At 66.6% G+C, this 23,167-nt stretch carries 18 protein-coding genes and 1 riboswitch; of the genes, 11 read left to right on the top strand and 7 right to left on the bottom strand.

Translation table 11 applies throughout. The annotated features are described in order from the left end of the window. Window positions 1-89 precede the first annotated feature (89 nt). Window positions 90-1,016 (top strand): class I SAM-dependent methyltransferase, encoded by a 927-nt coding sequence (locus MU856_RS03985; protein WP_202988268.1) that lies wholly within the window; start codon window positions 90-92, stop codon window positions 1,014-1,016. A gap of 18 nt (window positions 1,017-1,034) precedes the next feature. On the opposite strand, the gene MU856_RS03990 is transcribed toward MU856_RS03985, so the two are convergent. The 6 genes from MU856_RS03990 to MU856_RS04015 form a co-directional block, all read right to left on the bottom strand. After that, complete coding sequence (locus tag MU856_RS03990; protein WP_202988269.1) at window positions 1,035-1,814, bottom strand: ABC transporter ATP-binding protein; 780 nt, start codon at window positions 1,812-1,814, stop codon at window positions 1,035-1,037. Next, window positions 1,807-2,793 (bottom strand): FecCD family ABC transporter permease, encoded by a 987-nt coding sequence (locus MU856_RS03995; RefSeq protein WP_062902182.1) that lies wholly within the window; start codon window positions 2,791-2,793, stop codon window positions 1,807-1,809. The genes MU856_RS03990 and MU856_RS03995 overlap by 8 nt, the downstream gene beginning before the upstream one ends. Beyond that, a complete protein-coding gene (locus MU856_RS04000; protein WP_202988270.1) occupies window positions 2,790-3,587 on the bottom strand; it encodes an ABC transporter substrate-binding protein in 798 nt (265 codons plus the stop codon). The genes MU856_RS03995 and MU856_RS04000 overlap by 4 nt, the downstream gene beginning before the upstream one ends. A gap of 23 nt (window positions 3,588-3,610) precedes the next feature. Further along, the gene (locus tag MU856_RS04005) at window positions 3,611-5,578 is read right to left on the bottom strand and encodes a TonB-dependent receptor plug domain-containing protein (protein WP_082819937.1); all 1,968 of its coding nucleotides are present in this window, start codon (window positions 5,576-5,578) and stop codon (window positions 3,611-3,613) included. 73 nt (window positions 5,579-5,651) lie between these two features. After that, window positions 5,652-5,843: riboswitch (cobalamin riboswitch) on the bottom strand. Between the two features lie 69 nt (window positions 5,844-5,912). After that, complete coding sequence (locus MU856_RS04010; RefSeq protein ID WP_062902185.1) at window positions 5,913-6,305, bottom strand: hypothetical protein; 393 nt, start codon at window positions 6,303-6,305, stop codon at window positions 5,913-5,915. Between the two features lie 183 nt (window positions 6,306-6,488). Further along, window positions 6,489-6,650, bottom strand: a complete 162-nt coding sequence (locus tag MU856_RS04015; protein WP_263588408.1) for a hypothetical protein — start codon at window positions 6,648-6,650, stop codon at window positions 6,489-6,491. Between the two features lie 143 nt (window positions 6,651-6,793). Here MU856_RS04015 and MU856_RS04020 point away from each other — a divergent pair, with 143 nt between their 5' ends. From MU856_RS04020 to MU856_RS04045, 6 genes are all read left to right on the top strand, one after another. Further along, a complete protein-coding gene (locus MU856_RS04020) occupies window positions 6,794-8,257 on the top strand; it encodes a protein adenylyltransferase SelO (RefSeq protein WP_062902186.1) in 1,464 nt (487 codons plus the stop codon). A gap of 76 nt (window positions 8,258-8,333) precedes the next feature. After that, window positions 8,334-9,536: a nucleotide sugar dehydrogenase gene (locus MU856_RS04025; protein WP_058812115.1), complete on the top strand. Its 1,203-nt coding sequence runs from the start codon at window positions 8,334-8,336 to the stop codon at window positions 9,534-9,536. Between the two features lie 106 nt (window positions 9,537-9,642). After that, window positions 9,643-11,979 carry an autotransporter assembly complex protein TamA gene (locus MU856_RS04030; protein WP_263588409.1) on the top strand — a complete coding sequence of 779 codons (2,337 nt, stop codon included), beginning with the start codon at window positions 9,643-9,645 and terminating at the stop codon, window positions 11,977-11,979. Further along, window positions 11,979-16,208, top strand: coding sequence for a translocation/assembly module TamB domain-containing protein (locus MU856_RS04035; protein ID WP_062902188.1), 4,230 nt, complete (start codon window positions 11,979-11,981; stop codon window positions 16,206-16,208). Before MU856_RS04030 ends, MU856_RS04035 begins: the two co-directional genes overlap by 1 nt. After that, window positions 16,208-16,450: a hypothetical protein gene (locus tag MU856_RS04040; protein WP_062902189.1), complete on the top strand. Its 243-nt coding sequence runs from the start codon at window positions 16,208-16,210 to the stop codon at window positions 16,448-16,450. Before MU856_RS04035 ends, MU856_RS04040 begins: the two co-directional genes overlap by 1 nt. Before the next feature lie 173 nt (window positions 16,451-16,623). Beyond that, complete coding sequence (locus MU856_RS04045; protein WP_003044711.1) at window positions 16,624-17,202, top strand: TMEM165/GDT1 family protein; 579 nt, start codon at window positions 16,624-16,626, stop codon at window positions 17,200-17,202. A gap of 9 nt (window positions 17,203-17,211) precedes the next feature. Here MU856_RS04045 and MU856_RS04050 read toward each other — a convergent pair whose 3' ends face one another. Beyond that, a complete protein-coding gene (locus tag MU856_RS04050) occupies window positions 17,212-18,222 on the bottom strand; it encodes a hypothetical protein (RefSeq protein ID WP_263588410.1) in 1,011 nt (336 codons plus the stop codon). Window positions 18,223-18,401: 179 nt separating this feature from the next. Here MU856_RS04050 and MU856_RS04055 point away from each other — a divergent pair, with 179 nt between their 5' ends. The 4 genes from MU856_RS04055 to MU856_RS04070 all read left to right on the top strand — a co-directional run bounded on the left by MU856_RS04055 (window position 18,402) and on the right by MU856_RS04070 (window position 23,137). After that, the gene (locus MU856_RS04055; RefSeq protein WP_062902191.1) at window positions 18,402-20,162 is read left to right on the top strand and encodes an N-acyl-D-amino-acid deacylase family protein; all 1,761 of its coding nucleotides are present in this window, start codon (window positions 18,402-18,404) and stop codon (window positions 20,160-20,162) included. A gap of 7 nt (window positions 20,163-20,169) precedes the next feature. Further along, window positions 20,170-20,907, top strand: a complete 738-nt coding sequence (locus MU856_RS04060) for an SDR family NAD(P)-dependent oxidoreductase (RefSeq protein ID WP_086457678.1) — start codon at window positions 20,170-20,172, stop codon at window positions 20,905-20,907. Window positions 20,908-21,006: 99 nt separating this feature from the next. After that, complete coding sequence (locus tag MU856_RS04065) at window positions 21,007-22,158, top strand: acyl-CoA dehydrogenase family protein (RefSeq protein WP_062902193.1); 1,152 nt, start codon at window positions 21,007-21,009, stop codon at window positions 22,156-22,158. Between the two features lie 10 nt (window positions 22,159-22,168). Beyond that, on the top strand, window positions 22,169-23,137 hold the full coding sequence (locus MU856_RS04070) for an acyl-CoA dehydrogenase family protein (protein ID WP_062902194.1): 969 nt from the start codon (window positions 22,169-22,171) through the stop codon (window positions 23,135-23,137). The last annotated feature ends 30 nt before the right edge of the window (window positions 23,138-23,167 follow it).

Raw genomic sequence — 23,167 nt, forward strand, 5'->3', positions numbered from 1 at the left:
GGGACAGCGGCAAGAGAATCAAGTGTCATATTAGAGGACAGGCCGACGCAAATGATAACGCATCAAATTTTGAAGCATTTAAATTTTTCTTGGCGCTCAAGATGTGCTGCGTTTTCGTCGCCCCCAAAAGGCTTTGCGCACGCCGCCTCGATTCTGGAGTTCTCTTGCTGATGCCTAAGCATTTGTCTGCGCAGAATATTGACCAAAAAACGGTTGAAGGGTTTGGAGAAGAATGGGCGGCTTTCGATCAGACGGCGCTAGACGAGGCAGAATGGCGTCAACTCTTTGAAGGATATTTTGCCATTTTTCCGTGGGAGGCGCTTCCCGCTGATGCTTCTGGCTTCGACTTGGGGTGTGGGTCTGGTCGGTGGGCGAGGGGCGTTGCGACCCGGGTAGGAACGCTTCATTGCATTGATCCGTCCAAAAAGGCGTTGCACATCGCCAAGCAGGCCCTTGGCGCATTCATCGGTGTCGAATTTCACAATGCTGGCGTAGATAATATCCCTTTACCTGACGCGAGCCAAGATTTTGGATATTCTCTTGGTGTGCTTCATCACATCCCTGATACCGAAGCCGCAATGCGCTCTTGCGTCGCAAAACTGAAAACGGGAGCGCCGTTTTTAGTCTATCTATACTATGCGTTTGACGATCGTCCGGTTTGGTTTAGAGCTATTTGGAGGGTGAGTGACTTTGCGCGCCAAATTATAAGTAGAATGCCGTTTATGGTGCGAAAGTCTATGACTAATATTCTCGCATGCATTGTCTATTGGCCGCTGGCCCGTATCGCCATGATAATGCAGAAGATGAATTTTGATGTGGAGGCGATGCCTTTGAGCTTTTATCGCGACCAGAGCTTTTACACCATGCGCACCGATGCACTTGATCGATTCGGGACTAGGCTCGAGCAAAGGTTTTCGAGATGTCAAATCCAGCAGATGATGGAGGCGTGCGGTTTGTCAGACATTCGTTTTCGAGAAACTGCTCCATTTTGGGTTGCTTGTGGCATTAAGAAATAAAACGTTCTAATGGCCGTGCTATCGAATTTCAGCTCGTTCTGAAAAATAGATTGTTTTGCAACTCTCATTTGCAAACGAAGGTGTTATCGAAAACACTTCGGGCACATGTTTTATAAATGCCTCGCGAGTGGTGCTCGTTTGCGCTACCATGGCGCCGCTGACCAACCACATTAACGTGTCGGCAAATTGCGCGACCAGCGACAGGTCGTGGAGCACCGCGACGACCGTGCGGCCGTCGGCGGCGAGCGAGGCAAGGCATTCCATCACGCGATATTGATTGGCGGGATCGAGCGCCGCGACCGGTTCGTCGACGAGCAGGACCGGCGTTTCGGCGGCAAGGACGCGTGCGAGGCAGGCGAGAGCCGCCTCGCCGCCCGACAGGCTGGTAACGCCGCGGTGGGCCAGATCGGTGCAGCCGGTGGCGGCCATTGCGCGGTCGACGGCTGCCTTGTCCTCGGCCGAGAGTCGGCCCGGCGCAGCGCCATAGGAAAAGCGGCCGAGCGCGACCATATCGGCGACGCTGATATCCCAGGCGAGTTCGTGCACCTGCGGCAGATAGGCAAGCCGCCGCGCACGTTCGGCGGGGCGCAGTGCGGTGAGGTCGGCGGTGCCCATGCGAATCGTGCCCTGCGTCGGCACGACGCCCGCCATCGCGCGAAGCAGCGTCGATTTGCCTGCGCCATTGGGGCCGACGATCGCGGTCAACTGTCCCGGTGCGAAGCGGGCGCTGATGTCGGCGATGAGGGGGGTACCCTGCGCCTCGACGCGCAGCGCCTCGATGATCAGATCGTCAGTCATGCGCACCTCCACGGCCGCGGCGCAGCACGATGAGCGTGAACATCGGCGCGCCCGCGAGCGCGGCGACGACGCCGAGGCGCAGCTCATTGTCGGTTGGCAGAATACGCACGACGAGATCTGCAAGCACGAGGAGCAGCGCGCCCAGCCACGCCGAAGGCGCCAGGGTCCGCCCCGGATCGTGCCCCGTCCACGGGCGAACCAGATGCGGCGCGACGATCCCGACGAAGCCGACCGCGCCGGCGAGCGCCACCGCAGCGCCGGTCGCGATTCCGGTTCCGGCGACGATCGCGATGCGGGTGCGGCGGGCGTCGAGGCCATGCGCGGCGGCAGCGGTCTCGCCAAGCGTGAGTAGCGACAGGTTCGCGCGCTGGGCGAACAGGAATAGCGCGCCGACGAGGATCAGCGGCGCTGTCATCGCGAGATCGGCGAGCGACCGGTTGGCGACCGACCCGAGCGTCCAGTTGACGAGATCGGAGAGCGAAAAGGGGTTGGGCGCGAAGTTGAGGATCAGCGCCATCAGCGCGCCCGCGAGGCTCGAGAGGCCGACGCCGACAAGGATCAGGCTCGCCATGCCCTGCGTCCGCACCGCCGCCGAGGCGAGGAGCAGGGTCGCGAGCGCGGCGCCCGCGATGGCGCCAAGGGCAAGCGCCCAGGGAAATAGCGCCGCGAGCCCGAAATAGAGCGTCAGCGTCGCCCCGAGCGTCGCCGCCGCCGAGACGCCGAGGATTCCGGGTTCGGCGAGCGGGTTGCGCGTCAGCCCCTGCAGCGCGGCGCCGCAGAGGCCGAGCGACGCGCCGACGACCGCGGCGCTGAGCACGCGCGGCAGCCGGATGTCGGCAAGGATGATCGTCGCGGCGGGGTCATGCCCGCCGAGCCAATCGGCGAATAGCGTCGGCGACACGCCATCGGGGCCGGTTGCCAGCGCGAGCAGTGCGGCGAGCAGCAGCAGCGCGGCGAGGGTCAGGTTGAGGCGCGTCATCGCATATCCTTTCGCGCATCGGCGAGCGCCTTGACCGCGTGCCCCGTCAGCCAATTGCCGCACGAGAGCCAGCCACCGGGCACCTCGACATCGCGGGCATGGCGCGTGGCTTCGGCCACGACGGGGTGGCGCGAGGCGGTCCAATAATCCTGCCGATAGCGCGCGCTGTCGAAAAAGGCACGGAACACGAGATCGGGCGGGCGGCGCACCATCTCCTCGATCGGCAGGCTGCCCCAGCCGGGGCGGGTGCGATAGGGGGTGAAGCCCGCCGCTTCCATGACCTCGGCGACCAGTGAACCGGGGCCGGTCGTGACGTCGCCGGGGGTGATGTAAAGCGCGGTGCCCGCGTGCCCGCCGCCCTGGTGCGCGGCGGCGACCTCGGTATCGAAGGCCTTGACCAGCGCCGCGGCGCGCGGGCCGGCGCCGAGCGCCGCGCCTGCCCGGAGCATCTGGCTTCGGACATCGGCGAGCGTGCCCGCATAGCCGAGCTGCACGACCTTTATCCCCATCGCTTCGAGCTGGCGGTCGAGCTTCGCGCTGCCGCCATAGGAGCGCACGACTACCGCGGGGCGCAGCATCGCAATATCCTCAAGCTGCGGGCGTAGCCGCGGCAGACCCGCGGCGCGCGGTGCGGCAAAGGCGCTGTCGCTCGCCGCCTCGAAGGATATGGCGCGGATGCGCTCCTTGGGCACCAGGCCGAGCAGCATCTGGTCGGCGCAATAATCGATGCTGACGATGCCGTGACGGGCGGGGAGCGGCGCGCGCGGCTGGCAGGCCGAAAGGGCCGCCAGCATCGCGAGGGCCGCTCCCGCGCGCATCAGAAGGCCCAGCGGACCCCGACATAGGCCGAGCGGCCCGCAGTGCCATAGCCCGCCACCGTGTGATAATCGGTGTCGAACAGATTCTCGATGCGGCCATAGACATCGATTCCCGCGAAGAGCGGGTAGCTCGCGCGCAGATCGACCAGCCAATAATCGTCCAGCGTCACATTGTTCGCGCGATCGTCGAAGCTCTTGCCGGCATAGCGCGCGGCGACCGACAGGTCGGCGCCAGCAAAGGCGCCGCCGGGCGTCCAGCCGAGTTCGGCATTGGCAAGATGCTTGGGGCGCCGCGCCAGCCGATTGCCCTCGTAGACCGAACCGGGGGTGCGGTCGGTCGCGACGACGAGGCTGTAGTTGGCGCTGAAGCGCAGGCCCGGCGACAGCTGCACCGCACCCTCGACCTCGACTCCCTGGCCGCGCGCGCGGTTGATATTGTCGTAAGTGCCGAAGGGACGGTTGCCTGTCGCGCAGATCGGGGGCAGGGGATTGGGACCGGCGGGACAGCTCACGAAATCGATAAGATTGCGCGTGTCGCGGCGATACCAGGCGATGTCGATGAACGCGCGCGGTGCGGCAGCGATGCGGACCCCGACTTCATAGGCGCGGGCGCGCTCGGGCTGCAGATCGGGATTGCCGTAGGCGCCTGCGGTATCCGAAAGCTGGAACAGCGTCGGCGCCTTGAAGCCTTCGCGATAGCTCGCGCGCAACGTGACATGATCGCCGAGCTTCTGCCCCGCATCGAAGGCGAGGCTCGTCGCGCCGCCGAAGTCGCGGTGATTGTCGCGGCGCACCCCCGCGGTCAGCGACAACGTCTCGGTCGGCTTCCCGACGATCATCGCCCACAGTCCGGTGGTCGCGGTGCGGCCGCTGTCGCTCGAAAAGGCGTCGGCGGTCAGCGAGCGCGTCCATTCGCGTTCGGCGCCCGCGATCAGCCGCACTTGCTGTCCGCTTGCATTGCCCGCGGTCAGCCAGTCGATGCTGTACGAAAGCCGCTCGCTGCGCCCGCGCGCCTTGAAGCTCGGATCGCTGCCCGCCGCCGGGTCGAAATTGTCGCGGTTGATGTCGGCAAAGCCGAAGGCGAGCTTGTGCGAGAAGCCGGTCGTGCTGTCGTTGCCGCCGGGGCGGTGCTCGACCGAGGCGGCGGCATAATGTTCGCGCGTCTTTTGATATTCCGCGGTGTCGCCGAAGCTGTAGGTCGGCGGCGCGAAGCCGTCGAGGTCGACGCGGCTGTCGGCATACAGGCCGAAGGCGCGGAAGGTCAGCGTATTGCCGATCTCGGTCCGGTTGGTGAGGTTGAGCGCATATTGGCGGTATCCGTCGCGCTCGGTGCCGACCGCGGCATTGCTGATCCCGTCGGTGCGGACATAGCCGCCGCCGAGGCCGAATTGCGACGCGCCGAGATCGGCGCGGAGCTGGCCGTTGACCCGCGCCGTATCGCGCGCGCCATATTCGGCGCCGATCCGGCCGCTCGTGCCGCCGCCGACCACGTCGGGCTCGGTGGTCGAGATGGCGACAACCCCGCCGATCGCCTGGCTGCCCCACGGCAGGCTGTTCGCGCCGCGCAGCACCTCGATGCGGTCGATCGCGCCGAGCATCAGATTGGCGAAGTCGAAGCCGCCGCCCGGCGAGGAGGGGTCGCCGACGCGCACCCCGTCGATGACGACCAGCGTCTGTTCGCCCTCGGCGCCGCGGATGCGCACATTCGATACGCTGCCGAGCGTACCATATTGGGTGATGCTGACCCCGGGCAACCGCGCGATCAGATCGGCGGCGGTGCCGTTCTGGGCGCGGCGGATGGCGGCGGCGTCGATGATCGAGACCGAGGCGTTGCTTTGGTCGGCGCCGAGCAGATCGCCGACGACGGTGATCGTCGAACCATCGGGATCAGCGTCCTGCGCCGATGCGGGCGAGGCTGCGGCAACGGCCACGAGCGACAAGGTGGATTTCCAGAAAAATGACTTCACGAGTACCTCCAGCGTAACGGCTTGCCGTCACGCGAGGATCCTCGCCTGCGCCCGGTGCACCCCGCCCGCGTGCAGATAACGGCGACGCCCTGGCAGGTCTCCTGGCTCGCCGGGTCAGCGGTGGGATGCGGCCTTCCCGGAAGACAAGCTTCCAGTGGCATGATTGCATCCACCTCGCCGGACTACAGTTGCGGGGGCAGCGCCGGATCGACCGGTCTTCCCTTTTCATGCCCGTCACCGGGCAACCCGAGGTCACGGTGCGGGCCGCTAGCAAATGCGGAAGCGCGCTGCAATCGCCAATTCGCGGGCCGGGCTTGGACCGGCGCGCCGTGTTTCAGGTAAAGTCGGGGTTGGCCGCGGCTGGCTCAGTGACTGGCTCGGCTGGGGCTTTCTTGTCGGCGGCGGCAGAACGGCGGCCCCGAACGGTCCGGGCGACGAGGAGGGTCGCGAGCGGCCAGACGATCGTGTTGAACAGGTCCATACGCGTGTCGGGCCAGTTCCAGTTACCGAGATTGATCCGGTCGAGCACCTCATTGCCGCAGGCGGCGATGATGACGATGCCGAGCGGCAATATGTCATGCAGGCCCCGGCGCACCACGAGCGCGGTCGCGAGGAAGATGAGCATTCCTGCATGCAGGTGCAGCATCGCATCGGGGAGGCCCGTCGCCGCGCCTATATCCAGAATGAGGCCGTGATAATCGGCGGCGGCTTGCTGCAGAATTTGCATTGATCACTTTCGAATCGCGCGGCGCTCGGGATCGGGCTGCTGCCCTTTGGTGCGCGCTGTCTGAACCTTGCTTGTATGCCCGGGCTTTAAAAAGTTGAAGGCCCCGCCAGACTGGCGGGGCCTTCGAGGCTGGTGCAATCCTATCCACTGGAGGTGCCCGGCCCTATCCAAATCTTGATCGTGTCATTCCATCTCGCCACTACAAGTATTTGTCAACGAATGATAATCCAATTCTTTCATATTGGATGTTGTTCTGCTTGTAGCATTCAGCCTTGGGACGGCGTCATCTATACGCAGGGGGTGACCAAACGATGACTGTTCCATGACGTTTGGATTGATCGCCATGCCCTATCATATATCTCGGGAACTGAAATGGATGACGCGGCGAACGGACGCGGCTTCGCGACATAATGCAGGATGGTGACGACTGTGCTGCGGCTTGCAATCGTTGGCGCTTCGACCGACATTGCTGCCTTAGGGAGCCGGGCATGGATTTTGCGTTCGACAATAGTTTTCACGACGCGATGCCGGGTTTTTATGCGCCCGCGGAGGCGGCGAAGCCGTCGGCGCCGACGCTCTTGATCTTCAACCATGCGCTTGCCGACCGGTTAGGGATCGATGCGGCGGGCGCAAGCGATGCACAGCTCGCCCGGATATTTTCGGGCGAGGAAATGCCCGGCGGCGCCAACCCGCTGGCGCTGGCCTATGCGGGGCATCAATTCGGGCATTTCTCACCGCAACTGGGCGACGGCCGCGCGCTGCTGCTCGGCGAGATCGTCGCGCCCGACGGGGCGCGGTTCGACGTGCAGCTCAAAGGGTCGGGGCCGACGCCTTTTTCGCGCAACGGCGATGGCAAGGCGGCGATCGGCCCCGTGCTGCGCGAGTTCCTCGTGTCCGAGGCGATGGCGGCGATGGGCATCGCGACGACGCGCGCGCTTGCCGCGGTGGCCACCGGCGATCGCGTCCAGCGCGAGCAGGCGCATCCCGGTGCCGTGCTGACGCGCATTGCGAGCAGTCATATCCGCGTCGGCACCTTTCAGTTCTTCGCCGCGCATTTCGGCGCCGACCATGTCGTTCAACTGTCGGACTATGCCGTGCGCCGGCATTTTCCCGAGCTTGCCGAGGCGGCCAATCCGCATCTGGCGCTGCTCGACCGGGTGATCGGCCTGCAGTGCGATCTCGTCGCAAGCTGGCTTGGCGTCGGCTTCATCCACGGGGTGATGAACACCGACAATGTCGCGATCAGCGGCGAGACGATCGATTATGGCCCTTGCGCCTTCATGGACCGCTTCGCGGTGAACACGGTCTTCAGCTCGATCGACGCGAACGGACGCTATTCCTACGGCCGCCAGCCGCAAATCTTGCACTGGAACATGGCGCGCTTCGCCGAAGCGCTGCTCCCGGCCATCCACGCGGTAAGGCCGGACGATGTCGAAGAGGCGAAGGCGCTTGCCAACGCCATTCCCGAACGCTTTCGCATGGCCTGGTTCGCACGGATGCGCGCCAAGCTCGGGCTGACGCAGCCGGGCGATGGCGATGCCGAGTTGATCGACGGCTTGTTTGATCAGCTCGAGACGCATCAGGTCGATTTCACGCTGTTCTTCCGCGCGCTCGCCATGCTGCTCCGCGGCGAGGGCGATATGTTGCAGGCGCTGCTCCCGGCGCCCGACGCCATGGCGCCGTGGATCGCCGAGTGGTGGGCGCTGATCGAGCGCGAGCCCGCAGGGCCGCTCGAATGCGCCGACGCGATGGACCGGGTCAACCCGCTCTATATCCCGCGCAATCATCTGGTCGAGGCGGCGCTGGTCGATGCCGAGGCCGGCGGTATGACGGCGTGGCTCGAACTGCTCGATGTCGTGCGTCAGCCGTTCGTGCCGCGGGGCGAGTGGGAGGCTTTTGCCCACCCGGCACCCGAAGGCTTCGGACCCTATACGACCTTTTGCGGAACCTGACCGGCGTGCCGGGCGCTGTTGAGCGGCCGCCCGGCACTTGCTAGAGCGGCCGCCAACCCAATCGAGGATCGCATCTTTGTCCCAGACCGAATCGGCGGCAGCCAGCTCGCCCAAAATCACCGTGGTCGGTACCGGCTATGTCGGCATATCGAACGCGGTGCTGCTCGCGCAGCGCAACCGCGTCGTCGCGCTCGATATCGATCAGCAGAAGGTCGACCTCATCAACGCCCGGACCTCGCCGATCGCCGACCCGGAGATCGAGGAGTATCTGGCGAACCGTCCGCTCGATCTGGTCGCGACGACCGACAAGCAGGACGCCTATCGCGACAGCGATTTCGTGATCGTCGCGACGCCCACCGACTATGATCCGGACAATAATTATTTCAACACGAGCACGGTCGAAGCGGTCATCGCCGATGCGCTGGCGCTCGCGCCGCGCGCGCTGATCGTCATCAAATCGACGATTCCGGTCGGCTTCACCGACCGCATGCGCGCCGAGTTCGGCAGCGACAATATCGTCTTCTCGCCCGAATTCCTGCGCGAAGGGCGCGCGCTATACGACAATCTCTACCCCTCGCGGATCATCGTCGGCGACACGAACCCGCGCGCCGCCGATTTCGCGCGGCTGCTCGAGCAGGCGTCGCTCAAGGACAAGACCGATGTGCTGCAAACGGGCAATACCGAGGCCGAGGCGATCAAGCTGTTCGCCAACACCTATCTTGCGATGCGCGTCGCCTTCTTCAACGAACTCGACACCTATGCCGCGATGCACGGAATCGACAGCCGGCAGGTGATCGACGGGGTAGGGCTCGATCCCAGGATCGGGCAATTCTACAATAACCCGTCCTTCGGCTACGGCGGCTATTGCCTGCCCAAGGATACCAAGCAGCTGCTTGCCAATTATCAGGACGTGCCGCAGAATCTGATCCAGGCGATCGTGGCATCGAACACCACGCGCAAGGATTTCATCGCCGCCGAGGTCGTTCGCCGCAAGCCGCGCGTTGTCGGCATCCACCGGCTCGCGATGAAGGCGGGATCCGACAATTTCCGCGCGAGCAGCATCCTGGGCGTGATGAAGCGCGTCAAGGCCAAGGGGATCGAGGTTATCGTCTATGAACCGCTGATCGAGGAGGATCGGCTGTTCAACTCGCGGGTCGTGCGCGATCTTGATGCCTTCAAGGCCGAGGCCGATGTGATCATCGCCAATCGCGTCGCCGACGAACTCGCCGATGTGGCCGACAAGGTCTACAGCCGCGATCTGTTCGGCGCCGATAGCTGAGCGGTTGCCACGGGGCCGCCTTTTCGACGGACCGAGCCGGTTTCCCCGAAAACCGGGTTGCGTGCGTGCGGCGGGCAAGCCACAAGTGCGCATCGGTTGTGGACAGATGGCCAGCGAAAAAAAGCGTCACGAATTGAACGGCTTTGGCGTCGATGCTCGGCGGCGGTGGGGGCTATTGTCCGCGTCGCTGCTCTCGCTCGCCTGCGCCCATGCGGTCGCCGCGCAGGAGCGCGAACCGGCCGCGCCGCCGGCTGCAGAGGCTGCGACCGCGGAGCCCGCCGCGGCCGATACGCCGCCTCCCGGCGATGATACCCCGATCGCGAGCCCGTCGCCGCCGCCCGAGGGCGCGGTCTTGCCCGAGGTGGCGCCGATCATTCCCGATGACGAATTCAGGAAGGCGATTCCTCCGATCAGTGCGGAGGACGATCCCGAGCTCGACAAGCCGCTCGAATCGATCGCCGATTTCGAAAAGCGCGTCGCCGATGCGGCGAAGCAGAAGGCGAACGGTACAGCCGACGCCGTGCCGCAGGTCGATGGCACGCCCGTTCCCGCGCTCGCCGACGGGCAGACGGTCGAGCCGATCGGCGATGCGCCGATAACCGATACCGAGCTCGCCGCGCCCTTGCCGCCGCTCGAAAGCTTTGACGTTCAGCCGGTCCAGTTCGTCGATGCCGAGCCCGAGGGCGAGAACCGGCAGGTCGCCTATTCGGTGCAGGTCAATGGTCTTGCCGCAGCCGACGACAGCACCGATGCCGACCTCTCCGGGTTGTTCGGCGACCTGTCGGCGCTCTATGACGGCGATGGCAAGGCCGACAATTTCGCGATGCTGCGCGCCCGGCTGAGCAATGATGCGGAGCTGATGCAGCGCATCTTGTCGTCCGAAGGCTATTATGACGGCAGCGTCGATACGCGTATCGATCGCGCCGGCCGCGAGCGCGGGCAGCCGGTTTCAGCGGTGATCGATGTAAAGCCGGGTCCGCGCTACAGCTTTTCGGACATCATCCTCGATGCCAAGCCGACGGTGCCGCCGGGGCTGATCGCCGACAATTTCCCGCTCGCTATCGGCGAGCCGATCGTCGCCGAACGGGTTCAGGGCGCTGAAGCGGCGATCTCGCTCAAACTTCCCGAGGAAGGCTATCCCTTTGCCAAGGTCGGCCAGCGCGACATCCTGCTCGATGGCGACAAGGCAACGGGCGTCTACACGCTGCCGATCAACATCGGCCCGCGCGCCCGTTTCGGCGGCTTTGCGAGTAGCGGCGAGGAGGCCTTTGGCGCCGACCATGTCGCGATCATGGCACGGTTCAAGCGCGGCGATCTCTACGACAGCCGCAAGGTCGACGATCTGCGGCAGGCGCTGGTCGCCACCGGCCTGTTCGCGACCGTGTCGGTCGAGCCGCAGGCGACGGGCGAGAGCGCGGGCGACGATACCGAATATGTGACGATGCTGGTCAACCAGCAGGCGGGACCGCCGCGCACGCTCGCCGCCAGTGCCGGCTATGGCACCGGCGAGGGAATCCGCGTCGAAGGAAGCTGGACCCACCGCAATCTTTTCCCGCCTGAAGGCGCGTTGATCGTGCGCGGCGTCGCGGGGACGCAGGAGCAGGGGCTGGGGGTCACCTTCCGCCGGTCGAATGCGGGGCGGCGGGATCGCACCTTTGAACTGGTCGGTGAGGCGACGCGGAGCAATTATAACGCGTTCGAGGCGCTGACGGGGCGCATTGCGGCGCGGGTCAGCTATGATTCGACGCCGATCTGGCAGAAAAAGCTGACCTATGCCTATGGCGTGCAGCTTATCGCGACGAGCGAGGATGATTACAGTTTCCTGCTCGCCGATCGCGAACGCGACCTATATTATATCGTCGGCCTGACCGGACAGATCGGGATCGATCGCACCAACAGCCTGCTCGATCCGACCAAGGGATTTCGCGTCACCACGCTGATCGAGCCCGAAGGGTCGATGAGCGGGCGCTTCTCGCCCTATGCGCGCGCGCGCGTCGATGTCAGCGGCTATTATCCGGTGGCCGAGAATATCGTGCTCGCGGGCCGCGTGCGCGTTGGCTCGATCCTGGGCGCCGCGCGCGAGCGGCTGGCGCCGTCGCGGCGCTTCTATGCCGGCGGCGGCGGGTCGGTGCGCGGTTTCGGCTATCAACAGCTTGGCCCCAAGGATCCCAACAACGATCCGATCGGTGGGCGCAGCGTCAACGAAGCGGCGTTCGAGGCGCGCTACCGGTTCGGTAATTTCGGGATCGTCGGCTTCGTCGATGCGGGACAGGTCTATACCGGATCGACCCCCGATTTTTCGAACCTGCGCTTCGGCGCCGGCATCGGCGGCCGCTTTTACACCAATTTCGGCCCGATGCGGCTCGACGTCGCGACGCCGATCGACCGCAAGCCGGGTGAATCGCGGATCAGCGTCTATGTCTCGATCGGGCAGGCTTTCTGATGGCCGAGGGCGCAGCCGAGCCGATGGAGGACACGCCGCCGCCGCGGAGCAATCCATGGCCGCGCCGCGTGCTGCGCTGGACGGGGATCGTCGTCGGCGGGCTGCTCGCGCTGATCGCATTGTTCGTCGTCGGTCTCAACAGCGACGCCGGGCGCCGCTTTGTCGTCACCCAGATCGAGAAATATGAATTTTCGAACGGGCTGAAGATCGGCATCGGCCGGCTCGACGGATCGCTCTATGGCGCGATGGTGGTGCGCGATTTCACGCTTTCGGACCCGAAGGGCGTGTTCCTGCGCTCGCCCGAGGTCAGGGTCGACTGGCGACCCTTTGCCTATCTCAATAACCATGTCGATGTCCGTTCGGCGACCGCCTCGACGATCGTGCTGCAACGGCTGCCCGCATTCCGTCCGACGCCCGACACTGGCGAACCCCTGCTTCCCGACCTCGATATCGACATCGGGCGGCTGCGCGTCGACCGTTTCGTTGTCGAGCCTGCGGTGACAGGAGCGCGGCAGGAACTCCGCATCGATGGCAAGGTCGCGATCGCCGACCGGCGCGCGCAGGTGACGGCGAAGGCCGAGACCATCGGCGGCAAGACGAAGGGCGACCGGCTCGCGCTGCTGCTCGACGCGGTGCCCGAAAAGAACCGACTGGCGCTGACGCTCGACGTCAACGCTCCCGCCGGTGGGGTGCTGGCGGCACTCGGCGGGTTCAAGGAGCCGCTGACGGCCAAGCTTGCCGGCCGCGGCGACTGGACGCGCTGGGACGGGCGCCTCGACGCGACGCTGGGCGCGGCGCCGCTTGCCGGGCTGGCGCTGAGCGCGCGCGACGGCACGTTCGCGGTCAAGGGTACCACGCAGGCGGCGCGGCTGTTCGCGGGCACGCCGGCGGCGCTGCTCGGCCGCGAGACGGCGGTCGATGTCACGGCGCGGCTCGCCCAGCGCAAGGCCGATCTCGACGGTCGGGTTTCGTCCGATGCGATGCGGCTCGGGATCAGCGGCGGCCTCGATCTCGGCGCCAATCGCTATGATGGCCTGCAACTGACGTTCGTGCTGCTGCGCCCCGCCGCGATCGCGCCGGCGCTTCGGGCGAGCGGCGGCCGGGCTTCGGCGCGGCTCGATGGCGCCTTCGCGACGCCGACGGTCGCGTATCGCGTCGATGCGGCGAGCCTTGCGGTCAATGATATCGTCGTCGAGGCGCTGAACCTGTCGGGCAAGGCGCGCGTCGATGTCGACCAGATCGTCATCCCGGTGACGGGGCGCGCGGCGCGCATCCGCGGGCTCGATACGGTAGCGGGCGGAACGCTCGTCGCGGTGCGGCTCGACGGTGATCTTGCTTACAAGAATGGGCGGCTGCTCAGCGATAACCTCCGCCTGCGGTCGCCGCGCATCGACGCCAAGGCGATCATCGTCGCCGACCTCAACCGCGGCTTCTACACCGGCGCCATCGACGGGCGGGTCAATAATTACCGCATCGAAAGCGTCGGCATCTTCGACATCGGCACCGAGGTCGATCTGAAGCGTGTCGGTACCGACGGGTTCGAGATTGCCGGCCGCATTCGCGCGCGATCGACCCAATTGTTCAATTCGGGCGTTCGCGACCTGCTCGGCGGCAATGCCGTGGCGACGAGCGACATTCGCTATGGCACCGACGGCATCGTGCGCTTCGCCAATCTGCGCCTCACCGCGCCGCGGCTGCGGGTGACGAGCGGGCAGGGCAGCTATGCGCCGGGCGGCCAGCTCCAGCTCGTCGCGCGCGCCACTTCGGTCGATTACGGGCCGCTTGGCGTCGAGGTGGCGGGCACGATCAGCGACCCGCGCGCGACGCTGCGCGCCGAGCGCCCCGGCCTCGGCATCGGCCTCGCCAATCTGGAAGCGCGACTGACGGGCGCCCCCAACGGATACCGGCTCGCGGCGAAGGGGGAGACGGATTACGGTCCGCTGACCGCCGATGTCGTCCTGCTGACCGCCGCCGGCCCGCTGACCATCGATGTCGAACGTGCCGACCTGTCGGGGATCGGCTTCAAGGGACGGCTGCAGCAAAGCGCGGCGGGGCCGTTCGTCGGCCGGCTCGACGCATCGGGGCAGGGGCTGGGCGGTATCGTGCGGCTGAGCGCCGACGGTCAATATCAGGCGGTCGCGGCGAACATCCGCGCGAATAATGTGGTGCTGCCCGGCGCCGCGCGGCTCGCGGTCGGCAGCGCGATCGTCGATGCCGACATGATCCTTTACGACAAGCCGCGGATCATCGCCGACATCCAGCTCGCCGACACGCGCATCCGCGATTATGACATTGCGGTCGGGCGGGTGAAGATCGACTATCGCGACGGGCGCGGCAAGGCGCAGGCGCTGGTCGAGGGGACGAGCGGCGTGCCGTTCCGCATCGCCGCCAATGCCGATCTGACACCCGAGCTGTGGCGCGCATCGGTGCAGGGCCGCGCCAGCGGCATCAACTTCCGCACCGCGTCGCCGGCGCGCATCGTGCCGCATACCGACGATTATGAACTGCTGCCGACAACCATCGACCTCGGCCGCGGCAGCAGCGCGCGCCTCGCGGGGCGCTTCGGCAAGGGCGTCGTCCTCCAGAGCCGCCTTGAGCGCGCCAATATGACGATCCTCAACGCCGTCTATCCGGGACTGGGGCTCGGCGGGCGCGCGACCGGCAGCCTCGACTTCGCGCAGGAAAATTCCGACGCTTTCCCGCGTGCCGACGCGCGGCTGACGATCAACGATTTCACGCGCACGACCGCGGCGGCGGTCAGCCAGCCGGTCGACGTCAATTTCGCGGGCAAGCTGCTCGCCGACGGGGGTGAATTGCGCGCCGTGGTGCGCAAGCGCGGCAGCGTGATCGGACGGCTGCAGGCGTCGCTGCGCCCGCTCGGGCCGGGCGCGGGCGACTGGATGACGCGCCTGCGCGCCGCACCGCTCGGCGGCGGGCTGCGTTATAATGGTCCCGCCGACACGCTCTATTCCTTCGTCGGTCCCGCCGATCAGGGGCTCGCGGGCCCGGTTGCGGTGGCGGCGGACTTCAGTTGCCAGCTTGCCGATCCCTGTCTGCAGGGCGTGCTCAAGGGCAATGGCATGACCTATGAGAACCAGACCTATGGCACCAAGCTGACCGACATGGTGGTCAGCGGCCGCTTCACCGGAAACCGGCTCGAAATCGATCAGCTTACCGCCAAGGCCGGCACCGGAAGCGTCGCGGCAAAAGGCTATGTCAGCCTGTCGTCGGCCGATGGTTATCCGATGAACATCGTCGCCACGCTCGACAATGCGCGGCTGGCGCGCAGCGAGAATATCGGCGCGCGCGCGACCGGCACGCTGACGCTCACAAAAGCAGCGGGAGAGGCAGCGCTGCTGTCGGGCGACCTGCGCCTGCCCGAAACGCGCTATCGCATCGTGCGCGAGGGCGCGGCGAGCGTTCCCGTGCTCACCGGCGTGCGCCGCAAGCCGCCGAGTGGGCGCCGCCGGATCAGCGGCGACGGGCTGGCGGCGGTCGGCGGCAGCCTGTTCGACCTGATCCGGCTCGACATCCGCCTGCGCGCCGGCGAACAGATTTATGTGACCGGCATGGGGCTCGAATCCGAATGGCAGGCCGACGTCACCTTGAAGGGAACCACCGTCGCGCCGCGCGTGACCGGCGAGATCGAACTGGTGCGCGGCACGCTCGATTTCGCGGGGCGCTCGTTCAACCTCGAACAGGGCAAGGTGACCTTCCCCACCGGCGATGCCTATGATCCCGCGATCAACCTCCTCGCGACCGACACTTTCGACAATGTGACCGTCAATGTCGCGGTGACCGGGCGCGCGAGCAACCCGCAGGTCGCCTTTTCGAGCGTGCCCGGACTGCCGCAGGACGAAATCGTCTCGCGCATCCTGTTCGGCGATTCGATCACCTCGCTGTCGCCGCTCCAGGCGGTGCAACTCGCGGCGTCGCTCAACACACTGCGCGGCGGTGGCGGGGGGCTCAGCCCGCTCGGCGCGCTCCAGTCGGCGGCGGGGATCGACCGCCTGCGCATTCTGGGGCCCGACGATACGACCGGACGCGGCACCGCGCTGGCGGCAGGGCAATATATCTCGAAGGACATCTATCTTGAGGTCATCACCGATGCGCGCGGTTATACCGCGACGCAGCTCGAGATCAGCCTGACGCGCGCGCTGTCGATCCTGAGCCAGGCGGGCGGTTCGGGGCAATCGAACTTCTCCGTCCGCTACCGCAAGGATTATTGATGCACCGCGCGCTGATGCTCTTGCCGCTGTTCGCGCTGGCGGCGTGCAAACAGCCGCCCGATTTCGACCAGCGGTACGACAAGGCTGCATCCGACATCGAAGCGCGCGCGCGGGCGATGGACAAGGATCTGTCGGAGGCGGACAAGGCCGCCGCCGCGGCCGCGCCGGGCAATGGTTCGCAGACGAAGGGCTTGCCAGCCGCCTCGACCGCGTCTAACGCACCCCCGTCATCTGGGGAGTAGCCAGCCGTCCTGCCGGACGGGCCGCAGCGTCAACATACTCGGTCGAGAGGCCGTGGCGCCGCGGAAGCGCGAAAGCGTTTGGGCGAGACCAATGGCGTCGCACCTTCGTCCGGGCCGGGCGGCGGGCGCGATCGCTGTTGGAGTTCGCTTGCCGCTCGGCCCCGGAGTAACTCATGGAAGCCTTGTTCACCTCGACCGCGGTCGTCGCGCTCGCCGAGATCGGCGACAAGACGCAGCTCCTCGCGATTCTGCTCGCGACGCGCTTCAAACGGCCGCTTCCGATCATCCTCGGCATTTTGGTCGCAACGCTCGCCAATCATGCGCTCGCCGCGCTGCTGGGGGCGCAGGCGGCCGCCTTCCTCGACAGCGATATCTTCCGCTATGTCATTGGCGCCTCGTTCGTCGCGATGGCGGCGTGGACGCTGATCCCCGACAAGTTCGAGGATGATGATGCGCCCAAATCGCATGCGGGCGCGTTCATGACGACGCTCGTCGCCTTCTTCCTCGTCGAGATGGGCGACAAGACGCAGGTCGCGACAATCGCGCTCGGCGCGCGCTTCCACGATGTCTTCACCGTGACGGCGGGTACGACGCTGGGGATGATGATCGCCAATGTGCCCGCAATCTTCCTTGGCCACGAACTGCTCAAGCGCGTCGATCTGAACAAGGTCCGCATGATCGCTGCGGCGCTGTTCCTGGTCATCGGCCTGTGGGTTCTGGCGCAGACCGCGGGACTGTTCGGCGCAGGTTGAACGCCGCGATCAGAACGGCTTGCAGGGCTTGCCGTTGTCGTCGAACCGGGCGGCGAGATCATATTCGCGGCCGTTCCAGCGCAGATAGGGGAAACAGAAGCCGGGAAGGCCGACCTGGATATCGGGATAATTGTCGACGCCGTGGCTTTTGAGGAAGTTTGCGAAGCCCTGGGTGGTCAGCATCACTTTCCAGCTTCCCGCCGGCGTTTTGGTCAGGACGATCGAATTGACGCCGGCCGATCCGTTGCAGAAGATGCCATTGTCGTGGATCATCGCTTCGGGTCGGCCGTCGCCATTGACGTCGCCAATGAAATCGACCTGTGCCTCCGAATGGCCGCTGTCGTCGTCGGTGCAGGCTGTCCAGCGGCCGCCCTTGACCGGCTTGATCTCGGCGGCGCGAAACAGCGCGAGGCGCTCGGTCGCCGGAAGCGCCTTGGCTTCGGGGGTTTGCGAGCCGTCCCAATCGAACAGATAGTCGCGCGAAATCGGCATCGGGCCGCTACGCGGCGGCGCGGCGCTTGCCGGGGCGGCTGCGGCCTTCCCGTCCTGGCTGCACGCCGTCGGCGCGCCGTAGCTGCCGCCCGCGAAATGGCGCGTGCCGGGGCAGGCCGAATAGCGCGCCTCGAGCGTCAGGTCGCGCCAGCCACCGGTACGCGTCTTGGCGAAGCCGACGATGCCATCCTCGGCGATCAGGCGGCGCCAGCGCCCGTCGGTGCCGAGCGTCAGCACCGCGAAATAGGCGCCGGGCTTGCCGTAGCATTTGGGATCGACATCGGCGACATGCGCCTCCGCCCGTCCGTCGCCGTTGAGATCGGCAAAGGCGACGCGCGGGTTCGACGCGCCGCCGCAGCGGTTGATCGCGCGCCCGTTTTCGACCCGGAAGCCCGCAGCTTCGAACAACTGGATGCTCTGTTCCCTGGTCAGGCTGGGCTGCGCCGTACCCTGCGCCGCGCTCTGCGCCGGACCGGCAAGCGGCAGCGCGGCCAGTGACAAACCCAACAGCATCCGGATGTCCGCCATGGTGGTCCCTCCCGTCGGGCCGAAGGCTATCACGAACCGGCCCCGCCTTGCCAACGCAAAACGCCGACGTCTTCTGCCCGGCCTCGCTTGCAATCGGGTGCGGTTTCGCGGAAGGCTGAAAGCGACAAGGCAAGCGACGACCCGCCCGGACGAGGCCGGCGCGCTTCGAGGAGAGGCTTATGGACTTCGATCTGGTCGTGCGCGGCGGGCTGGTTTTCGACGGGAGCGGCACCGCTCCCTTCGTCGGCGACATCGGCCTTCGCGATGGAAAAATCGCCGCAATCGGGCAGATAACGGGCCGCGGGGCCGAGGAGATCGATGCCAGCGACCGCATCGTAACCCCCGGCTTCATCGACATTCACACCCATTATGACGGGCAGGCGACGTGGGAGACACGCATGGCGCCCTCCTCGAATCATGGCGTGACGACGGTGCTGATGGGCAATTGCGGCGTCGGCTTCGCGCCGTGCCGGCCGCACCAGCGCGACATGCTCGTCAAGCTGATGGAGGGGGTCGAGGATATTCCCGAGGTCGTGATGGTCGACGGGCTGCCTTGGAATTGGGAGAGTTTCCCCGACTATCTCGACGCGCTCGATGCGCGCGAACTCGACATCGATATCGCGGCGCAGGTGCCGCATTCGGCGCTGCGCATCTTCGTGATGGGCGAACGCGGCGCGCAGCACGAGGCCCCGACCGCCGACGATCTGGCGCAGATGCGCGCGCTGGTCGCCGATGCCGTCGCCGCCGGAGCCTTCGGGGTCACGACGTCGCGCAACATGATGCACCGGACCAAGGCGGGCGAACTGGCGCCGAGCCTTTATTCCGAGGCCGACGAGCTGCGCGCGCTGATGGACGGCCTCGGCGATGCCGATGCAGGGGTGTTCCAGATCATCCCGGCACCGGCCAATGATGCCGAGAGCGAATTCGCCTTGCTGCGCGCGCTTGCCGAACATGGGCGGCGGCCCTTGTCCTTCACCCTGCTCGATGTGCCCAACCAGCCGGGGGCGGGGTGGCGATCGATGCTCGCGGGGCTCGAACAGGCGCGCCGCGACGGGTTGCAGATGCGCGGTCAGGTCGCGCCGCGTCCGGTCGGCATGTTCTTCGGCCTCGACCTCAGCCTCCATCCGTTCAGCTCGCACCCGAGCTACAAGGCGATCGCCGACCGCCCGCTGGCCGAGCGCGTGGCGGCTATGCGCGATCCGGTCTTCCGCGCGCGCCTGCTCGCCGAGACGGCCGAGGACAGCAATCCGGTGACGCTGGCGCTGATCGATGCGTTCCGCGCCGCGCATGAATGGAGCGACGGCCCCGACTATGAACCGCAGCGCGAGACGCGGATCGAGGCGCGCGCCGCGGCGGCGGGCCAGTCGGTTGCCGAATTCGCCTATGAGCTGCTGCTGAAGGACGAAGGGCGGCGGCTCTTCTATCTGCCTGCCGCCAATTATTCGGAAGGCAATCTGAACGCGGTGCGCGAAATGCTGGGTCATCCCGATACGGTGATGGCGCTCGCTGACGGCGGCGCGCATTATGGCTTGATCTGCGACGCGAGCTTTCCGACCTATTTTCTCCAGCGCTGGGTCCGCGATGCCGATCCCGGCGACCGGATCGCGCTCGCCGACGCCATCGCCGAGCTGACCGCGCGTCCCGCCGCGACCGTCGGCATGACCGACCGCGGTCGCATCGCCGAGGGGATGAAGGCGGACCTCAACATCATCGATTTCAACGCCTTGCGCCTGCATGTTCCGACGATCCGTTACGATCTGCCCGCGGGCGGGAAGCGCATGCATCAGGCCGCCGACGGCTATGTCGCGACCATCGTATCGGGCGCGGTCACCTATCGCGACGGGCAGCCGACGGGCGTGCTGCCCGGCCGGCTCGTGCGGCGGGGACGGGATGCGGCGCCAGCCGGCGCGGGCGATCCGGCGATCCCGCGTGCCGCCTAGGGTCAGCATGAAGGACGATACCGACTTCACCGGAAAGGCGGTGCTGGTGGTTGGCGGATCGAGCGGGATCGGCAACGGCATCGCCCATGGCTTTCGCGCGCGCGGCGCGGCGGTCCATGTCTGGGGGACGCGCGCGCAGGCGGCCGATTACGACCCGGACGATGGCTCCGATCTTGCGGGGCTCGGCTATAGCTGCGTCGATGTCGGCGACCCCGACGCGATCGAGGCGGCGGCAATGCCGTTCGACCGGCTCGATGTGCTGATCCTGTGCCAGGGCACGGTCGTCTATCGGCGCGGCGAGTTCGAGCGCGAGGGATGGGACCGGGTGATGGCGGTCAACCTCGACAGCCTGATGCATATATCGCGCAAGTTCCGCGCGCAGCTGTCGCAAAGCGCCGGATCGATCGTCATCGTCAGTTCGATTTCGGGGCTGAAGGCCAATATCGGCAATCCCGCCTATGCCGCGTCGAAGGCCGGGGCGATCAGCCTGACCAAGACGCTGGGGCAGGCCTTCGCCGCCGACGGCATCCGCGTCAACGGCCTCGCGCCGGGGCTGGTCGATACCAAGCTGACCAAGGTGACGACGCAGAATCCCGACCGGCTGGAGGGCGCACTCGCCCATATCCCGCAGCGACGGATGGGAACGCCCGAGGACATGGCGGGGGCGGCGATCTTTCTTGCCTCGCCGCTTGCCTCCTATGTCACCGGTCATACGCTGATCGTCGACGGGGGCCTCTCGCTCTGATCGGGCGCCCCATCAATTCCTGCAGGTGACGCGCCGCGATTTTCGCGGCAGGAGAGGGCGGCTACGCGATTTTGCAGAGTCGGTGCGGGAGAGACTATTGTGTTCGACACGCTGGAACCGAGCAGCCTGCCGCCCGAGGATGAGGCGCTGCGCAGCCGCGTCCGCGCGCTCGCCGCGGCGGCGACGGCGGCGCGGCCCGCCGACGTCCGCGCCCGGTCGTGGCAAGGGTTCGACGCCGATTTCAGCCGCAAGCTCGGCGCTGCAGGGCTGCTCGGCCTGACGCTTCCCAAAGCCTATGGCGGCGGCGAGCGCGGCCCGTTCGCGCGGTTCGTCGTCGTCGAGGAATTGCTGTCGGCCGGCGCGCCGGTGGCGGCGCACTGGATCGCCGACCGGCAAAGCGCGCCGCTGATCCTGAATTACGGGACCGAGGCGCAGCGCCAATTTTATCTCCCGCGCATTTGCCGCGGCGAATTGTTCTTCTGCATCGGGATGAGCGAGCCGGGATCGGGATCGGACCTTGCGAGCGTTCGCACCCGCGCCGAGCGCACCGCGGGCGGCTGGCGGGTCAACGGGCAGAAGATATGGACGACCGGCGCGATGCACTGCGACTATATGATCGCGCTGCTCCGCACCTCGGGAAGCGCCGAGGATCGTCATGCCGGGCTGTCGCAGCTTATCATCGACCTGAAGGCGCCGGGGATCACCATCCGTCCGATCGTCGATCTGACCGGCGATGCGCATTTCTGCGAAATATTCTTCGAAGATGTCGATCTGCCCGCCGACGCGCTGATCGGCGCCGAAGGCGAGGGGTGGAAGCAGGTCACCGCCGAACTCGCCTTCGAGCGCAGCGGCCCCGAGCGTATCTATTCGAGCGTCGTGCTTCTGGATGCCTGGGCGCGGCATTTGCAGCATATCGGGCGCGACGATCCCGCGGTGCGCGCGCTGGTGGGGGATTTCACCGCGCGGCTCGCAACGCTGCGCGCGATGTCGATCGCCTGCACCGCGCGGCTTGCGGCGGGCGAAAGCCCGGTGGTCGAGGCATCGCTGGTCAAGGATCTGGGGACGGCGTTCGAACAGCACCTTCCGGTCGCGATCGGCGACGATCTTGCCGCGCATCCCGATGAGCCCGTCTCGGACGAGCTTTACCGCACGCTGACCTATGTCACGCATGTCGCGCCCAGCTTTTCGCTGCGCGGCGGTACCCGCGAAATATTGCGCGGCATCATCGCCCGCGGCATGGGCCTTCGGTGAGGAGCCATAGATGACCGATTTCCTCGACCCTTTCGAACGGATGATCGCCGCGCTTTTTAGCCCCGCCGCGGTGCGCGCGGCGGAGCGCGGCGAGCCGGACGACAGGGCATGGTCGGAGCTCGCGGCCTCGGGTTTCCTGGACGCGCTGGTTCCCGAAGACGCGGGCGGCGCGGGGGTGTCCTTTGCCGATATCGTCCCGCTGTGGCTGGTGCTTGGCCGCCATGCGGTACCCTGTCCGGTCGGCGAAACGATGATTGCGCGCGCGTTGCTCGCGCAAGCGGGGAGGGCCGCGCCCGATGGACCGATCGCGATCGCCGCGCAGGCGCCGGGCGCCGCCGGGCGGGTGATCGGCGCCGCGCTGGGGCGGCATTTGCTCGTCGAATGGGAGGGCAATCTCTATCTTGCCGCCGTGCCGGGCGAAGCGGATGGCGGCGACAGGGAACTCGCGGCATCGGTGCGCTGGGATAGCGAAGCCGCGACACCGGTGGGGCCGATAGTCCCCGGCGGATTACGCCGCGCGGCGGCGGTGCTGCGCGCCGCGCTGATCGCGGGCGCCGCCGACCGGCTGACCACGATGACGGCGGGCTATGCGAACGTGCGTATCCAGTTCGGCAAGCCGATCGGCAAGCAGCAGGCGCTGCAACAGCAGCTTGCCGTGATGGCGGAGGATATGGTCGCGGCGCGCATTGCGGCGCATATCGGCGGCGCAGGTTCTTTCCCGCCTGCGCTCGCGGCGGCCGCGACCGCCAAATCGGTTGCGAGCGGCGCAGCCGCGCGGGTCGCGGCGATCGCGCATGCGGTGCATGGCGCGATCGGTATCAGCGAGGAATATGATCTTCAGCTCTATACGCGCCGGCTTCAGGCCTGGCGGCTCGCCGACGGATCAGAAAGCTATTGGAACCGCCTGCTCGGCGCCGAACGGCTGGCGGCGCCGTCGGGTTCGGTCGATTTCGTCCGCACGGCGCTGGCACCGGCCTGACCGCCTGGCGCCGCCGAAGCAAGGCCGATA

The organism is Sphingopyxis sp. GC21 (assembly GCF_025727575.1).
Lineage (GTDB): Bacteria > Pseudomonadota > Alphaproteobacteria > Sphingomonadales > Sphingomonadaceae > Sphingopyxis > Sphingopyxis terrae_A.

Bases quoted from the DNA above. Each gene is read 5' to 3' on its own strand.
- MU856_RS03990 (WP_202988269.1), bottom strand. From the start codon at position 1,814: ATGACTGACGATCTGATCATCGAGGCGCTGCGCGTCGAGGCGCAGGGT.
- MU856_RS03995 (WP_062902182.1), bottom strand. From the start codon at position 2,793: ATGACGCGCCTCAACCTGACCCTCGCCGCGCTGCTGCTGCTCGCCGCA.
- MU856_RS04000 (WP_202988270.1), bottom strand. From the start codon at position 3,587: ATGCTGGCGGCCCTTTCGGCCTGCCAGCCGCGCGCGCCGCTCCCCGCC.
- MU856_RS04010 (WP_062902185.1), bottom strand. From the start codon at position 6,305: ATGCAAATTCTGCAGCAAGCCGCCGCCGATTATCACGGCCTCATTCTG.
- MU856_RS04015 (WP_263588408.1), bottom strand. From the start codon at position 6,650: ATGGCGATCAATCCAAACGTCATGGAACAGTCATCGTTTGGTCACCCC.
- MU856_RS04020 (WP_062902186.1), top strand. From the start codon at position 6,794: ATGGATTTTGCGTTCGACAATAGTTTTCACGACGCGATGCCGGGTTTT.
- MU856_RS04030 (WP_263588409.1), top strand. From the start codon at position 9,643: ATGGCCAGCGAAAAAAAGCGTCACGAATTGAACGGCTTTGGCGTCGAT.
- MU856_RS04035 (WP_062902188.1), top strand. From the start codon at position 11,979: ATGGCCGAGGGCGCAGCCGAGCCGATGGAGGACACGCCGCCGCCGCGG.
- MU856_RS04040 (WP_062902189.1), top strand. From the start codon at position 16,208: ATGCACCGCGCGCTGATGCTCTTGCCGCTGTTCGCGCTGGCGGCGTGC.
- MU856_RS04045 (WP_003044711.1), top strand. From the start codon at position 16,624: ATGGAAGCCTTGTTCACCTCGACCGCGGTCGTCGCGCTCGCCGAGATC.
- MU856_RS04050 (WP_263588410.1), bottom strand. From the start codon at position 18,222: ATGGCGGACATCCGGATGCTGTTGGGTTTGTCACTGGCCGCGCTGCCG.
- MU856_RS04055 (WP_062902191.1), top strand. From the start codon at position 18,402: ATGGACTTCGATCTGGTCGTGCGCGGCGGGCTGGTTTTCGACGGGAGC.
- MU856_RS04060 (WP_086457678.1), top strand. From the start codon at position 20,170: ATGAAGGACGATACCGACTTCACCGGAAAGGCGGTGCTGGTGGTTGGC.
- MU856_RS04070 (WP_062902194.1), top strand. From the start codon at position 22,169: ATGACCGATTTCCTCGACCCTTTCGAACGGATGATCGCCGCGCTTTTT.